This is a genomic window from Desulfomicrobium salsuginis (assembly GCF_054657795.1).
In genome coordinates this window covers 1,097,067-1,111,535 of the sequence record NZ_BAAHYA010000002.1, presented here as the reverse complement: position 1 = coordinate 1,111,535, position 14,469 = coordinate 1,097,067, and the positions used below count along the sequence as shown (strand labels likewise).

The following is a 14,469-nucleotide window of genomic DNA, read 5'->3' as shown; positions in this document are numbered from 1 at the left end:
CTCCGCCACCCTCAACTTTTGCGGATGCCGTCATGAAAGCCTATTGTCCTGAAGAGTTTTTCTCGCGCAGCCAGCTCGATAACGTCCAGAAGACGCGCCTGACCACCACCCTCGAACGCGCGGCCCGCTCGGAGTTCTATTCCCGCCGCTTCGCCGAGGCCGGCATCGACCTGGCCGCGATCACCTCCGCGGACGACGTCGTCAAGCTGCCCTTCACCACCAAGGACGACCTGCGCAGCGCATACCCCGCGCGCATGCTGACCCGTCCCGTGACGGACATGATCCGCCTGCACGCATCCTCGGGCACCACTGGCTCGGCCACGGTCATCTACTACACGCGAAACGACGTCGATTCCTGGGCGGACCTCATGGCGCGCTGCATGCACATGATCGGCATCCGGGCCGAGGACACCTTTCAGAACATGTCGGGCTACGGCCTCTTCACCGGGGGGCTCGGCATCCACTACGGCGCCGAGCGCCTGGGCTGCCTGACCATCCCGGCCGGCGCAGGCAACTCCAAGCGCCAGCTCAAGCTCCTGGAGGACTTCCAGGTTTCGGCCATCCACATCATCCCGTCCTACGCCCTGCACCTGGGCACCGTGAAGGAAGAGCTCGGCTACGGACCCGACCGCCTGAACGTGCGCGTGGCCCTCATCGGCGCCGAGCCGCACACCGAGGCCATCCGCAAGCGCATCGAGGAGGTCTGGGGCCTCAAGGCCTACAACTCCTACGGATTGTCCGAGATGAACGGCCCCGGCGTGGCCTTCGAGTGCCTGGAGCAAAACGGCATGCACATCTGGGAGGACGCCTACCTGGCCGAGATCGTCGACCCCGACACGGGCGAGCGTCTGCCCGACGGCGAGATCGGCGAACTCGTCATCACCACCCTGTGCCGAGAGGGCATGCCGCTCATCCGCTACCGCACCAAGGACCTGACGCGCTTCCTGCCCGGCGACTGCCCCTGCGGCCGCACGCACCGGCGTCTGGACCGCATCAAGGGCCGCGCCGATGACATGATCATCTTGAAGGGCGTGAACATCTACCCCATGCAGGTCGAGCAGGTGCTCATGAGCATCCCGGAAGTGGGGCAGAACTACCTCATCGTGCTGGAGCGCGAAGGGTATCTGGATCAGATGCGGGTCAAGGTGGAGGTCAAGGAGGAGTTCTTCGTCGAGGACATGCGCGAACTCAAGGCCCTGCAGAGCCGCATCAGCGCGAGGCTGCGCGACGAGATCCTCATCACGGCACGCATCGACCTGGTGGAGCAGAACTCCCTGCCCAAGTCCGAGGGCAAGGCCCAGCGGGTGCTGGATCTGCGGGAATAGGCAGAACGGTCAAGATTGGAATCTTCTTCCGGGCACATTCAGGCCCGCGGGCAGGCATGGTATTTCCCTTCGGGAGGGTGGCGCCGGATTTTTGGATCGTTTCGGCGTCATTCCCGCGAAGGCGGGAATCCATGCCTTTTTGATGTGCTCGTGGATTCCCGCCTTCGCGGGAATGACGCCGGCTCGTGACGCTAGGCGTGCGCGCGGCTTCATTTTGGCTGCTGCCGGGATGTGCCGCCAGCCTATTCGTACTGGGTCACGGCGCAGGACATGCCTTTCTTTTCGGCTTCCACGCACTGGTTCAGGGCGTCCTCGCGGGAACGCTCCAGGGCGAACTGGATTTCCACGCCGCTGACGAGTTCCTGCTCGAAGACCTTCAGCGGTTCCTGCAGCCCCAGCAGCAGGCTCACCTGCCGGATCTGCTCCGGATTGGTGAGGGGGCCGATGGTGCCAACAAAGGGGCGGAAGACGACCTGCGTGTCCTTGAGGTCGTGCTCTCGGCCGTAGTCCCTGGCCTGCTCGAAGCTTTCGAAGCGCCCGACGAACAGTGAGAAGCTGGCCGGCGTTCCGCTTTCGCGGTTCCAGAACAGGTTTTGGTCCAGATCCTTGAAGCGGGGCAGATGCAGGAGCAGGGCCTCCATGGTTGCGAAGGACCCGAGCTGGACGGAATACGGGCCGTCCTTGGTGCGTTTGCGGAAGACCGTCTTGGCCACGCTCTGCATGACGGGACCGGCGGGTCTGGTCTCCAGCTGCGGGACGGGCGGCGTGGATGCCGCTTCGCGCGGCGCGTCGCCGGATCTGAAGACCATGTCCATGATGCGCAGGTCCGGCATGAGCCAGGACAGGAAGAAGACGAGCAGTCCGATGATGCCGCACATGCTCAGGACCAGGACAAGCCCGCCCCAGCGCGGCATCCTGGCGCCCATGTGCTGGGTGGGCGCAGGGGCGGTGGATGGGGGCGCCTGCGCCGTGGCGGCGGTTTCCGGGGCGCACTCCAGCACGTCTTCGGCGTTGCAGGCCTCCTTGGTGCTGAGCGCCCGCAGCGCAAGGGTCACGGTCAGCATGCGCAGGATGCCGATGACGCCGGCGGCCTTCCTGATCAGCGGTTCGGGGTTGGAAATGAGGTCGGCGGCCAGGCCGGCGTTTTCGAGCAGAAAGGTGATGTATTCGCGGGATTGTTCCCGGGTCAGCTTGGGCAGGGTCCAGACGGCGCCGAGCATGGAGTAGATGGCCCTGTTTTCCGGGCGGGCCAGGCGGTGGACGATCTCGCCGTTGCCCACCAGTACCACCTGCAGCCCGCTCTGGTGCTGCTTGGCCAGCCCGAAGAGGCTCCCCAGGAAGGCAAAGTCGCCGTCCGTGAGGAGATGGGCGTTGTCGATGAACAGGACCAGGCGTTTCTTTTCCCGCAAAAGCTTGGACAGGACCGGCTTGCTCTCTCCTTCGGGCGTCGTGTGCAGCATCAGGATGTGGAAAAGGGTCTGTTCCGTCGATGCGACAAGGCTCAGCGTTTCGATGTCGATGGCCGTCTTCAGCCGCTCCAGGAATGCCGTCTTGCCGGACTTGGGGAACCCGATGACGCAACTCAAAGGGCGCAGGCTTTGTATCTCATGCAGGACAGAGTCGAATACGTCCTCCAGTTGCGGAGTCGTGAAGTGCAGCGTAGCGCCGGATGCAGTGTCGAAAGGGGAATCGGTCATGTGATGGATTGGTTCCGGAAATCCGATTTTTTGTCCCAATGCTGAAATTTTCTGGTATTCTGACCTCTTCAATTAGGTGTTGACGGAATTCTATGCAAGCTTTTTTTGAAATATCCCGCTATTATGCGCGCTTTGGCGGTTCGCGATGACCTTTTCGCTTCCTTTTTTCGCCTTGTCCATGGCCATGCTCCTGTGGGGAAGTTCCTTCGTGGCCTTCAAGTATGCGGTCATGACCTTCGACCCCATCGTGGTCGTTTTCGCGCGCATGTCCGTCTCGGCGGCGCTCTTTCTGCTGGTCCTTCCCGCGTGGCGGCCGCGTTCCATCAAGCGCGGCGACGTCTGGTTCATGGTTTTCATGGCCCTGTGCGAGCCGTGCCTGTACTTCGTCTTCGAAGGCCAGGCCCTGACCCTGACCACGGCCTCCCAGGCCGGGATGGTCGCAGCCACGCTGCCCGTCCTGGTGGCTGTCTGCGCCGGGTTTCTGCTGGGCGAGCGCCTTTCGAGGCGCTCCTGGATAGGCCTGCTCCTGGCCCTGGCCGGGGTGGCCTGGGTCAGCCTGACCGGGACCGCCACCGAGGTCGCGCCGCGGCCCGTGCTCGGCAATTTCCTGGAGCTCGCGGCCATGCTCTGCGCGGCCGGGTACACGGTCAGCATGAAGAAGCTCTGCGCCAGCTATTCCCCCTGGTTCCTGACGGCGGTGCAGTCCCTGGTCGGGACCGTGTTCTTCCTGCCGCTGCTCTTTCTCCCCTCGACGGATCTGCCCCAGGCCTTCCCGGCCGGTCCGAGCTTGGCCGTCATGTACCTGGCCGTGGGTATCAGCATCGGCGCCTACGGGCTCTACAATTTCGGCATCAGCAGGTTCCCGGCCTGGCAGGCCTCGGCCTTCGTCAACCTCATCCCCGTCATCTCCATGCTTTTGGGCTGGGCCTGGCTGGGGGAAAGCCTCAACGCCGCCCAGTTGGCCGGCGTTGCGGTGGTCTTCGGCGGGGTGGTCCTGAGCCAGGAGTGGGGCGGGGCGGACAAAGACGACGCCCCCGGCCGCATTGTGGCGGACGAGGGCGTCGAGGATGAGGCGTTGTCGCAGCCTTTGGGCGTGATGGAAGAGGCGATGGCTCAGGTGCGGCGCCGGAAATGAACCAGGGGCCTTCCGGGCCCCGGGTCCCGTGCCGCAGAAGGGTTAGAGCTTGCCGAGGCCCATGGGCGCAGCGGCGGGCGTGAGCTTCTCCTCGCTGACCTGACCGTCCCTGGCCACGATGGCCCGCGTGCAGGGGATGTCCCGGCCGCTCTTGGCCAGGGCCTGGCCGACGATGCGCGACAGGCCGGAGCAGCAGGGCACTTCCATTTCGAGCACCGTGATGGAGTTGATGCGGTTCTGGGCGAAGACCTGGCTCAGGCGTTCCACGTACTCGGCGGCGTTGTCGAACTTGGGGCAGCCGATCATGACCGTGCGTCCGGCCAGGAAACGGCCGTGGAAGTCCGGCGTGGCCACGGGGCAGCAGTCGCCGGCGATGAGCAGGTCGGCGTCCTGCAAAAACGGCGCGTGGGGCGGGATGAGCCGGATCTGCACGGGCCAGTGGGACAGAGCGGAGCCGACCTGCCCGGTCGGGACGTTGGCCCGGTCGCAGGGCGTCATCTGCATCATGCCCGCCGAGGGGCAGCCGCCGTGGGCGGGCTTCCTGGTCGAGACCTGGGCTGACGGGCAGCCGCCGTGTCCGGCGCCATGACCCTGGGGGGCGCCGCCGCCCGCGCGGCGCACGTGCTCCATGGCCGCTTCCTCGTCGAAATCATCGGCCTCGCGCTCGATGATGTGCAGGGCGTCCTCGGGGCAGTGCCCGATGCAGGCCCCGAGCCCGTCACAGAACATGTCCCTCACGATCTTGGCCTTGCCGTCGATGATGGCCAAAGCACCTTCCGCACATCCGGTCACACACTGGCCGCAGCCCGTGCACTTTTCTTCGTCTATTTCGATGATCTTGCGTATCATGGTTTTCTCTCCTCCGCTGTTGTTTGCGTGAGTCCTGTCTAGGGGCTTTGGGATAAGGCCGCTTTGAGCCATGTCAAAAACACGGAGATATTTCCGGGGCAGGATCAGGACTGCGCTCCATTGTCCTGTCTGAGCTGGGACCCTATGCTCCATCAAAGTTGCCATCCGGCCGGAGTGACGTTTAATCCCACCAAGATCAGAAAATTGTGAATCACTTGACATGCACCAAAAAATGAGGACTGATGCGTCATGGCGCGTGACCCTGCACCCGAAGGTTCAAAAGGCCCTGCCCAAACTTCCGGGACGGATTCGGGATATGATCGCCTTGCTGGTCAAGAACATGCGCATATCCGGTCCTGTTCGTGGTGAGTGGGCGAATTATGGGAAGCTTGGCAAAGGGCGCCACCATTGTCACATCAAGAACGGTCACCCAACCTATGTAGCGGTGTGGCAAGAGATGGATGGATCGATACGACTTATCGAGGTGACATATGTTGGAACCCACGAAAAAGCCCCATATTGAACTTTTGCGCGTAACCTGCCCGCAAGATGTTTATATTGACGTGCTGAAGATGCTTGAGAACTTCGACTGCCACGTGGAACGGGCCATTCCCGCCGAAGAATTTTTGGACCAGACACCGGGTACGATGCTCCGTGGGGCCCGCTTCAAGGAGGACATGACCCAGGTCAAGCTGGCCGAGGTCTCCGGCATTCCGAGACGACACATTTCCGACATGGAAAACAACCGCCGGCCCATCGGCAAGCAGACGGCTCGCAAATTGGCGGAAGTGCTGAGGGTTGATTACAGGGTATTTCTGTAATTGTCGTATTTCGTTGGAACCCCACGAAAAAGTGAAAATATAGGGGATGCCGTGACGGGTAGCATTTGAAAAAGCCCGCTCGAACCTTTCGGTCCGGCGGGCTTTCTTGCGTCCGGGGGCTTGCCTGACCCTAAGCTTCCGTCGCCGCGGGCTGGGGCTTGGGGGCCGGTTTGGCGGGTGTTTTGCGGTTGATGCGTTCCTGCAGTTTCAGGGCGGCCTGGCGGGTTTCGCCGGGGGCCGCCAGGAAGAGCATTTCGCCCTTGGGGGAGAACCAGTGCCAGCCTTCGGGCTTGGTCAGGAGCATGGCGCCCTTGCGTTCGAGGTATTCCAGGTCGCGTCCTTCCTCGACGGCGGCCTGGAGCTGGATCTGCAGGTTGTCCGTCTCCAGGACGATGGAGGCCGTGCGGAAGAGCTCGAAGGCGCCGTGGGAGATGTCCATGAGCAGGCCCTGGTCGGGGGTCTTCTTCGTGGTCAGGGCCTTTTCCAGTTCCAGAAGGTCCTTCTTCAGATCCTTCAGCTCCGCGATGGCCATGTCCCGGGCCACGTCTCCCTGTTCCTTGATGGTCTTGGCCAGCTGGTTCTGCAACACCTTGCTCATGCGCGCTCCTTCATGCCGTTGGCGGTTTCACGTCTACAGAATCTGCCCCAGAAACTCCTTGGTCCGTTCGTGCGTCGGCGCGGTGAAGAAATGTTCGGGCGCGCCTTCCTCCAGTATCTCCCCCTTGTCCATGAAAAGGACCCTGTCCGCAACCTCGCGGGCGAAGCCCATCTCGTGGGTGACCACGACCATGGTCATGCCTTCGCGGGCCAGGTTCTTCATGACGTCCAGCACCTCTCCGACCATTTCCGGGTCCAGGGCCGAGGTGGGCTCGTCGAAGAGCATGATTTTCGGGTCCATGGCCAGGGAGCGCGCGATGGCCACGCGCTGTTGCTGGCCGCCCGAGAGCTGGTCCGGCTTGACGGCGAACTTCTCGGCGATGCCGACCTTCTCCAAGAGGGCCATGCCCTTGGCCTCGGCCTCCTGCTTGGAGCGCCCGCGCACCGTCATCTGGGCCATGGTCAGGTTTTCAAGGACCGTCTTGTGGGGGAAGAGGTTGAAGGACTGGAAGACCATGCCGACTTCGGCGCGGATGGCGTTGATGTCGCACTTGGGGTCGAGGATGTCCACGCCGTCGATGATGATGTGCCCGGAATCGGCGTACTCCAGGCGGTTCAGGCAGCGCAGGAAGGTGGATTTGCCCGAGCCCGAGGGCCCGATGATGACGACCACCTCGCCCGGCGCCACGGAACAGGAGACCCGGTTCAGGGCCTGCAGCCGTTCGGGGGTGTAGAAGAACTTGTCGATGCTCTGGACGTCGATGATGGGGGGCGTGTGCATGGTGTTCCTCTAGATGGCCTTGCGTTCGAGATACTGCACGAACATGGACAGGGTGAAGGTCAGTATCAGGTACAGGATCGCGCACACGATCCAGATCTCGAAGGGTTGCAGGGAGGAGGACACGACCTCGCGCGAGGCCTTGGTCAGTTCGCGGATGGACAGCACGCCCAGGAGCGAGGAGTCCTTGACCAGGCTGATGAACTGGCCGGCCAGGGGCGGCAGGATGCGCCGGAAGGCCTGGGGCAGGATGACCTTGCGCATGGCCTTGGCGTAGGTCATGCCCAGGGAGCGGGCCGCCTCCATCTGGCCGCGGTGCACCGACTGGATGCCGGCGCGCACGATCTCGGCCGTGTAGGCGCCAGTGAAGATGGCCAGGGCCATGACGCCGAACCACAGGGGCGGAATCTGCCCGAAGCCCGACTGGGCCAGGATGGAGTTGATGACCGTGCCGACCACGAAGTACCACAGGAAAATCTGCACCAGCAAAGGCGAGCCGCGGATGAGTTCGATGTAGGTGATGGCGCCCCAGCGCAGGGCCGGGTTGTCGGAGATGCGCGCCAGACCCGTGAACAGGCCCAGGACGATGCCGAAGATGATGGCCAGGAAGCTGACCTCCAGGGTCAGCCACAGACCCTCGACCAGGATGCCCGGCTTCCAGTGGGTGTAGTAGCCGATGTTGTCGCCGGCGTAGACGTGGTCGCCCGAGGAGAGCAGGAGCGACTCCTTGGGCAGTTCGTGGGTCTCCTCGCCGTCGTCGCCCCTGACGAGAACGCGCACGTTCTTGCCTTCGGCGCCGGCCGGGTCGATGGAGACGATCTTGCCTTCCATCTCCGCGCGGATGGTCACCTTTTCCTCATAGAGGAAATACTGGGGCACGCGGTTCCATCTCCAGATGTACTCCACCTTCTTGGTGGCGAAGTAGAGGAGGGCCATGCTGCCGCACAGGCCGAGGATGAAGAAGATGCTCCAGAACTGGTAGTAAAATTTGCTTTTGGGCCGGTCGAGTCCCGTGTAGGTGGCCATTATCCGTCCTGCTGCTGATGAATCGTAAAAACGAGGGATCCGGCCCTTGAGCCGGATCCCGTATGCTTGCTTACTGCACGTCCTTGAGCCACTCGGTGCCCTTGATCCACTTGTTGTAGATGTCGTCGTAGCGGCCGTCGTTCTTGATCTGGGCCAGGAAGTTGTCCAGCCAGTTCAGGAAGTCCGGGTCGCCCTTCTTGATGCCGAAGCCCAGGGGCTCGTAGGTGAAGACCTTGTCCAGCAGGACCAGGTTCTTGCCGCCCTGCTGGGCCATGAAGACGACGTTGAAGGGCAGGTCGTAGACGAAGGCGTCAGCCTGGCCGTTGACCACTTCCATGGCGCCGTCGGACTCCTTCTCGAAGCTCTTGTACTGGGCCTTGGGAATCATGCGCTTGGTGGCCTGCTCGCCGGTGGTGCCGATGCGGGAGGCGACGGTGTACTTGGGATCGTTCAGGTCCTTGTAGGACTTGATGGTCCCTTCATGCTTCTTGTTCAGCAGGATGGCCTGGCCGACGACGATGTAGGGGTCGGCGAAGTTGATCTGCAGGTTGCGTTCCTGGTTCACGGTCATGCCGGAGATGATGATGTCGAACTTGTCGGACATCAGCGCCGGGATGATGCCGTCGTAGTCGGTGTTGACGATCTTCAGCTTCACGCCCATGGCCTTGGCCATTTCCTTGGCCATGTCCACGTCGAAGCCGACGATCTCGCCCTTCTTGTCGGTCATCTCGAAGGGCAGGTAGCCGGCGTCGAGGCCCACGCGCAGTTCGCCGCGCTTCAGGATTTCGTTCAGGGTGGACTTCTCGGCCAGCTCGTGGTCGGCGGCGAGAACAGGCATGGCCGCAAAGGCGGTCAGGAGCAGGGCCACAACAACTTTCGTCACAAAACGCATAATGCCTCCTCGTTGGTTGGAAAACGTGCCCGAGTTCAGTATTTGCCCTCGGTCAGGACCTCTTTGATGATCATCCGCACCTTGCAGAATTCGCACATCGGGATTTCCTCCTCGGGCAGGCAGATGATTTTCGTCTGCTTGCACTTGGGGCAGGCGACTTCCACGAATTCACGCCTGTAACGGTCTTTGAGCAGTTCCATGATGTTCCCTCGCGTTGCTTCCCGTACGCCGGGAAGGCGAAAAATTCAAGGAAGGGCCGGTTCGAGGCGCAGGGACAGGCAGGTCAGGCCGCCGTCCATCTTGCGGTACTCGCTCGTGTCCAGTTCGACAATGGGCAGGCCCAGGGGGGCGAGCAGGGCGCGGGTGCGGGCGTAGCCGGTGGGCATGATCAGGGTGCCGTTCACGAGCAGGGTGTTGGCCGCATACTCCTCGCCCGCGGGGCAGACGATCTGCCGATAGCCCTCGATGGCCGGGTGGCCGGCGAAGTCCGCCGTGACCAGCATGGTGTCCGCGCCGACGAAGTTCAGACTCGATTTCAGGTGCAGGCCTGCCGCGACCCGGATGACGTCGCTCGCGTAGCCGTGGGCGCCCAGGATGGCGGCCAGCTGGCGCGCGCCCTCGTCGTTGGTGCGGTCCGAGACGCCGATGAAGAAGCGCTTGCCGACCTGCAGGATGTCGCCGCCGTCCAGGGTGCCGGGCGCCTCGATGCGCGCCAGGGGACGGTGGGCTGAGAGCGCCTCCTCGATGAAGGCCGTCTCGCCCGCGCGCGACGGCGCGCCGGGGCGGGTGATGACGCCGACCTCGCGCACGACCACGGCCGTGTCCTCCACGAAGCAGGCGTCGGGAAAGCCCTGGGCCGCCGGGAGCACCGTGACCGTAAGGCCGAGGGAGCGCAGGCAGTCGACGTAGGCGGCGTGCTGGGACAGGGTCAGGTCCATGTCCGGGGCGGCCGCGGCGGAGGTGGTCAGGCCCTGGGGGTAGTCCGGGCCGGGGACGCGGGTGATGGCGTGGGAAAACATCTGGTATCCTTCCTGCTTGAAGTTCGAATTCGGACTTCCAAGCAAGAAAAATCTTCTTTGGCAAGCATTATTCGTCGCCGGAAATGCGGTTCTTGCGGGACAGAAGGTCCTCGACGGCCTCGGCTTCCCTGGCGGCCGCGTCGGCGCGCAGGATGATCTTGGACCCGAATTTGTCCCGGATGCGGTCCATGGCCTGGTCCAACAGCCGGTCTCGGCCGCGTCCGGGGGCTTCCGCCAGGGGAAGGGCGGCCTGTACGGCCCGGAAATTGGACACGCCCAGGCCGATGAGCCGCACGGGCTTGGGCAGTTTTTCCGCTGCCAGGAGCCGGCGGGCCGCCTGATAGATCTCCGCGGTGATGTCCGTGGGCCGGTGCAGGGTTTTGCTGCGGGTCATGGCGGAGAAGTCGTGGAACTTGATCTTCAGCGTCACGGTCAGGCCCTTCTTGTCCATGGCCCGCAGCTCCCGGCCGACGCGTTCGGCCTGGGCCAGGAGCCGGCGCTGCAGCAGTTCCCGGTCGAGAGTGTCGCGCTCCAGGGTGTTCTCCGCGCTGCAGGATTGGGCCTCCCCGTGCGGCACCACCGGCGACTCGTCGATGCCCAGTGCCCTGTCGTGCAGGAAGGAGCCGCGCCTGCCGAGGCGTTGGACCCAGAATTCGCGCGGCCGGGCGAGGACATCGCCGATGCCCGCCACGCCCATGTTCCGGAGTTCCTCCAGCATGCGCGGTCCCACGCCGGGAATCTTGCTAAGCGGCAGGTCGCGCAGGAAGGCCGGGACGTCGGCGGGCCGGATGACGGTCAGTCCGTCGGGCTTGTTCCAGTCCGAGGCGATCTTGGCCAGGAACTTGTTGGGGGCGATGCCTACGGAGCAGGTCAACCCGATCCGCTCCAGAATTTCGGACTTGAGCCGTCGCGCCAAATCCTCGGGAGGGCCCAGAACGCGGCGCGTGCCGCTCACGTCCGCGTAGGCCTCGTCCACCGAGGCCTGCTCGACGACCGGGCAGATGCCCCGCATGACGTCCATGATCTGTTCCGAAACCTCCCGGTAGCGGGACATGCGCCCAGGCAGGAAGATGGCGTGGGGGCAGAGCTTTCTGGCCTGCACGATGGGCATGGCCGAGCGCACTCCGTAGCGTCTGGCTTCGTAGGACGCCGCCGAGGCCACGCCGCGCAGGGACTGGCCGATGACCACGGGCTTGCCGCGCAGTTCCAGGTTGTCCGCCTGTTCCACGGAAGTGAAGAACGCGTCCATGTCGAGGTGCAGGACGATCCGCTCGGGCGATTGATTGGGGTGTATGTCCGTCATCGGAATGCGATATTCCCCCGAGTCGCAATGCCGGTCAACTCCGTTCCCGAAGGTGGGGAATTTTCATTTCTCCTGAGAGGGGCTTTGACAACAAACTGTAAAAAACATAATAATGAAATCCATAGGTGTATTGGTGATTCATTATTTCAAACGGAACCGCAAACAGGGGAGTGAGCCTATGAAAGCAACAAAGCTGATCCTTTTGAGTCTGGTGCTGGTGGCGTTCGCCGTTTCAAACGGCCTCGCCGCCGAGAAGTATGTGAAGAAAGTGGACAATTTCATCATCCTCGTGGACCGTTCGGGCTCCATGGATGAAAAGTACGTAGGAACCAAGGACAAGAAAATCGTTCTGGCCAAGAGCATTCTCGAACGCATGAACGCCATGATCCCCGAGTTGGGTTACAACGGCGGTCTCAGCCTCGCTTCCTACGCAAAACCGATCCAGGGCCTCGAACCCTACGCCGCGGCTTCCTACGGCGCCTCCCTCGACAAGGTCCCGACCCTGCTGGGCAGCAATCCCACCCCGCTGGGCGACGGCCTGAAGGCCCTTGAGCCCGTCCTGCAGGGCGCATCCGGCCGCAACGCCGTCATCATCGTGTCCGACGGTCAGGAGAACGACGGCTCCCCCGCGCTGAAGATTGCCGCCGCCATGGCTGAAAAGTACAACATCTGCTTCCATACCATCAGCTTCGCTGACACCGTCAACGGCAATCAGAAGCTGCTGGACGACATCACCGCCCTGAAGTCCTGCGGCGTCGGCGTTTCCGCCGCGCAGTTGGCCGATGACGCGGCCCTGAAGCAGTTCGTCAAGGACGTGTTCTACGATGAAGCCGCGGTCGACCCCTGCGCCCTCGACGACGACGGCGACGGCGTGGGCAACTGCGTCGACAAGTGCCCCGACACCATCAAGGGCCTGGCCGTCGACTCCAATGGTTGTCCGATCCCCGATGTCGTGCGCCTCATGGTCAACTTCGACTTCGACAAGTACAACGTCAAGCCCGAATACCATCAGGTCCTGGCCGACTTCGCCGCGTACATGAAGAAGCAGCAGTCCTTCACCGTGGTTGAGATCGCCGGCCACACCGACTCCGTCGGCTCCGACGCCTACAACCTGAAGCTGTCCGACCGCCGCGCCAAGAGCGTGCGCGACTATCTGGTCAAGAACTTCGGCCTGGACGAGAAGCTGTTCTCCTCCAAGGGTTACGGCGAGAGCAAGCCCATCGCCACCAACGACACCGAAGCGGGTCGTGCCCAGAACCGCCGCATCGAAGCCGAACTGAAGGGCGTGTACAAGAAGAAGTAAGCCTTCCCGACGTACGCTCAATCAAGGCGGCTCCTGACGGGGCCGCCTTTTTGTTGTCAGGACGGTCAAAGCCGCATACGCATTTCCCGGAAAGGAAACCGATCGTCCGCCAGGGCGCGCGGGAAAACGGAACAGGAAAGGGACATGCAGGAATTTGTGGAGAAGGCCCAGGCGGCCGACGGAGGCCAGAGGCTCGACGCTTTTTGGCAGGGAGTGCTGGACGAGGACGGCGTGACCCGTAGCCGGGTTCAGACCTGGATTCGGGACGGCCGTGCGCGCATCGACGGGAAGGTCTGCACCAAGCCGGCGGCGAAGGTCCTTCCGGGCCAGGAGCTGAGCCTGCTTCCGGAATTTCCGGATTCGGACATCGTCCCCGTCGATGGGCCGCTGAACGTCCTGTACGCCGACGAGCACCTCGCCGTGGTGGACAAGGAGGCGGGGCTGACGGTCCACCCCGCCCCGTCCGTGAGCGGGACAACCCTGGTGCACAGGGCCGCCGCCCGCTTCCCGTCCCTGCTGGCCCTGGGTGGACAGCGGCCCGGCGTGGTCCATCGCCTCGACAAGGACACCTCGGGTCTCATGGTTCTGGCCCTGTCCGAGCCGGCCAGGCTGGCCCTGTCCGAGAGTTTCGCCTCGCGCGACGTGTCCAAGGAATACCTGGCCCTGGTGGCCGGGGTGCCGCCGTCTTCGGGCGCCGTAACCCTGCCCCTGGACCGCCACCCGACCATCAAGACGCGCATGGCCGTGGCCGAGCGGGGCGGGCGTGCTGCCGAAAGCCGCTACCGGCTCGTGTGGACGGCCCCGGACCGCAGCGCCTCCCTGGTGCGGGTGCGCATCCTCACGGGCCGCACCCACCAGATCCGCGTACACATGACCGCTCTTGGACACCCGCTGCTCGGCGACGCCGTCTACGCCGACAGGAAGACGGCCGCCCGGGCCCCGCGGCAGATGCTGCACGCCTGGCGGCTGCGTTTCCGACATCCCGCGGGCGGTGAGGAGCTGTCCTTTTCGGCTGCGCCGCCGGCCGATTTTCTTCATGTATTACAAAAGCTTTCCCGGGAGCGGGTCTGCATCGGGCTGACCGGGGCCGTCGGCGGCGGCAAGTCCACGGTGCGGGCGGCGGTGGAGGAGGCGGGCGTGCCGGTCTTCTGCGCGGATCGGGTCGTGGCCGAATCCTATGCTCGCGGCGGGTCGGGCTGCGCCATCCTCGAACATCATTTCGGACGGCGCTTCACCGCTGCGGACGGCGGCGTCGACAAGGACCGCCTGCGCGAGGCCATGCAGGACCCGAGCCTGCGCCGGGAGGTGGAGCGCCTCGTCCACCCCTTGGTCCGTCACGCCCTGGCTGACTTCAGGGCGCAGCACGCCGAGGACGTGACCCTGGCCGAGATCCCGCTGTTGTGCGAGGCCGGGCTGGCCGGCGAGACGGATCTGGTGGCGGCGGTCTTCTGCCCGGACGGCGTGCGCCACGAGCGCCTGCGCGGCCGGGGCTGGTCCGACGAGCGCATCGCCGAGATCGACTCGTGGCAATGGCCCCAGGCGAGGAAGGTGCGCGCCGCGCATCTGGCCATCGACAACTCCGGCTCCCTGGACGAGTTGCGGACCCGCGCCAGGTCCATGCTGACCGTGGTGCGCGACATGCTGCGCGCCCGGTCCCAGCGGGACTTGGAGAAGCTGCGCGACCTCTTCGAACACCCAGACACCTTCGACGAAACGGACTGACC

The 14,469-nt window shown here is 63.9% G+C and carries 14 protein-coding genes; 5 read left to right on the top strand and 9 right to left on the bottom strand.

The genetic code is table 11. The features are described 5' to 3' along the window. Positions 1–32: 32 nt before the first annotated feature. Positions 33–1,325 (top strand): phenylacetate--CoA ligase family protein, encoded by a 1,293-nt coding sequence (locus tag ACYQ3G_RS12140; RefSeq protein WP_459826081.1) that lies wholly within the window; start codon positions 33–35, stop codon positions 1,323–1,325. Between the two features lie 242 nt (positions 1,326–1,567). Here the strand turns inward: ACYQ3G_RS12140 and ACYQ3G_RS12135 are convergent, their stop codons facing one another. Continuing rightward, positions 1,568–3,022 carry an AAA family ATPase gene (locus ACYQ3G_RS12135; protein ID WP_459826080.1) on the bottom strand — a complete coding sequence of 485 codons (1,455 nt, stop codon included), beginning with the start codon at positions 3,020–3,022 and terminating at the stop codon, positions 1,568–1,570. Between the two features lie 145 nt (positions 3,023–3,167). Between ACYQ3G_RS12135 and ACYQ3G_RS12130 the strand changes: the two genes are divergently transcribed. Next, positions 3,168–4,157, top strand: coding sequence for a DMT family transporter (locus ACYQ3G_RS12130; protein ID WP_459826079.1), 990 nt, complete (start codon positions 3,168–3,170; stop codon positions 4,155–4,157). 42 nt (positions 4,158–4,199) lie between these two features. Here ACYQ3G_RS12130 and ACYQ3G_RS12125 read toward each other — a convergent pair whose 3' ends face one another. Then, positions 4,200–5,006, bottom strand: coding sequence for an ATP-binding protein (locus ACYQ3G_RS12125; RefSeq protein ID WP_459826078.1), 807 nt, complete (start codon positions 5,004–5,006; stop codon positions 4,200–4,202). A 491-nt stretch (positions 5,007–5,497) separates the two neighbouring features. Here ACYQ3G_RS12125 and ACYQ3G_RS12120 point away from each other — a divergent pair, with 491 nt between their 5' ends. Next, positions 5,498–5,827 (top strand): helix-turn-helix domain-containing protein, encoded by a 330-nt coding sequence (locus ACYQ3G_RS12120; protein WP_459826077.1) that lies wholly within the window; start codon positions 5,498–5,500, stop codon positions 5,825–5,827. A gap of 130 nt (positions 5,828–5,957) precedes the next feature. Here ACYQ3G_RS12120 and ACYQ3G_RS12115 read toward each other — a convergent pair whose 3' ends face one another. From ACYQ3G_RS12115 to ACYQ3G_RS12085, 7 genes are all read right to left on the bottom strand, one after another. Further along, entirely contained in the window at positions 5,958–6,425 is a 468-nt protein-coding gene (locus tag ACYQ3G_RS12115; protein WP_459826076.1) for a hypothetical protein, read from the bottom strand. A gap of 33 nt (positions 6,426–6,458) precedes the next feature. Beyond that, positions 6,459–7,205, bottom strand: coding sequence for an amino acid ABC transporter ATP-binding protein (locus ACYQ3G_RS12110; RefSeq protein WP_459826075.1), 747 nt, complete (start codon positions 7,203–7,205; stop codon positions 6,459–6,461). Positions 7,206–7,214: 9 nt separating this feature from the next. Then, positions 7,215–8,228 (bottom strand): amino acid ABC transporter permease, encoded by a 1,014-nt coding sequence (locus ACYQ3G_RS12105; protein WP_459826074.1) that lies wholly within the window; start codon positions 8,226–8,228, stop codon positions 7,215–7,217. A gap of 70 nt (positions 8,229–8,298) precedes the next feature. After that, on the bottom strand, positions 8,299–9,120 hold the full coding sequence (locus tag ACYQ3G_RS12100; RefSeq protein ID WP_459826073.1) for a transporter substrate-binding domain-containing protein: 822 nt from the start codon (positions 9,118–9,120) through the stop codon (positions 8,299–8,301). A 35-nt stretch (positions 9,121–9,155) separates the two neighbouring features. Next, the gene (locus ACYQ3G_RS12095; RefSeq protein WP_156902372.1) at positions 9,156–9,320 is read right to left on the bottom strand and encodes a hypothetical protein; all 165 of its coding nucleotides are present in this window, start codon (positions 9,318–9,320) and stop codon (positions 9,156–9,158) included. Positions 9,321–9,365: 45 nt separating this feature from the next. Then, entirely contained in the window at positions 9,366–10,139 is a 774-nt protein-coding gene (locus ACYQ3G_RS12090) for a dimethylarginine dimethylaminohydrolase family protein (protein ID WP_459826072.1), read from the bottom strand. 67 nt (positions 10,140–10,206) lie between these two features. Continuing rightward, on the bottom strand, positions 10,207–11,442 hold the full coding sequence (locus ACYQ3G_RS12085) for a DNA polymerase IV (protein WP_459826071.1): 1,236 nt from the start codon (positions 11,440–11,442) through the stop codon (positions 10,207–10,209). Between the two features lie 178 nt (positions 11,443–11,620). Between ACYQ3G_RS12085 and ACYQ3G_RS12080 the strand changes: the two genes are divergently transcribed. Together ACYQ3G_RS12080 and coaE are read left to right on the top strand one after the other, a co-directional pair. Further along, complete coding sequence (locus ACYQ3G_RS12080) at positions 11,621–12,745, top strand: OmpA family protein (RefSeq protein WP_459826070.1); 1,125 nt, start codon at positions 11,621–11,623, stop codon at positions 12,743–12,745. A gap of 144 nt (positions 12,746–12,889) precedes the next feature. Then, positions 12,890–14,467, top strand: a complete 1,578-nt coding sequence (coaE, locus tag ACYQ3G_RS12075) for a dephospho-CoA kinase (RefSeq protein WP_459826069.1) — start codon at positions 12,890–12,892, stop codon at positions 14,465–14,467. The last annotated feature ends 2 nt before the right edge of the window (positions 14,468–14,469 follow it).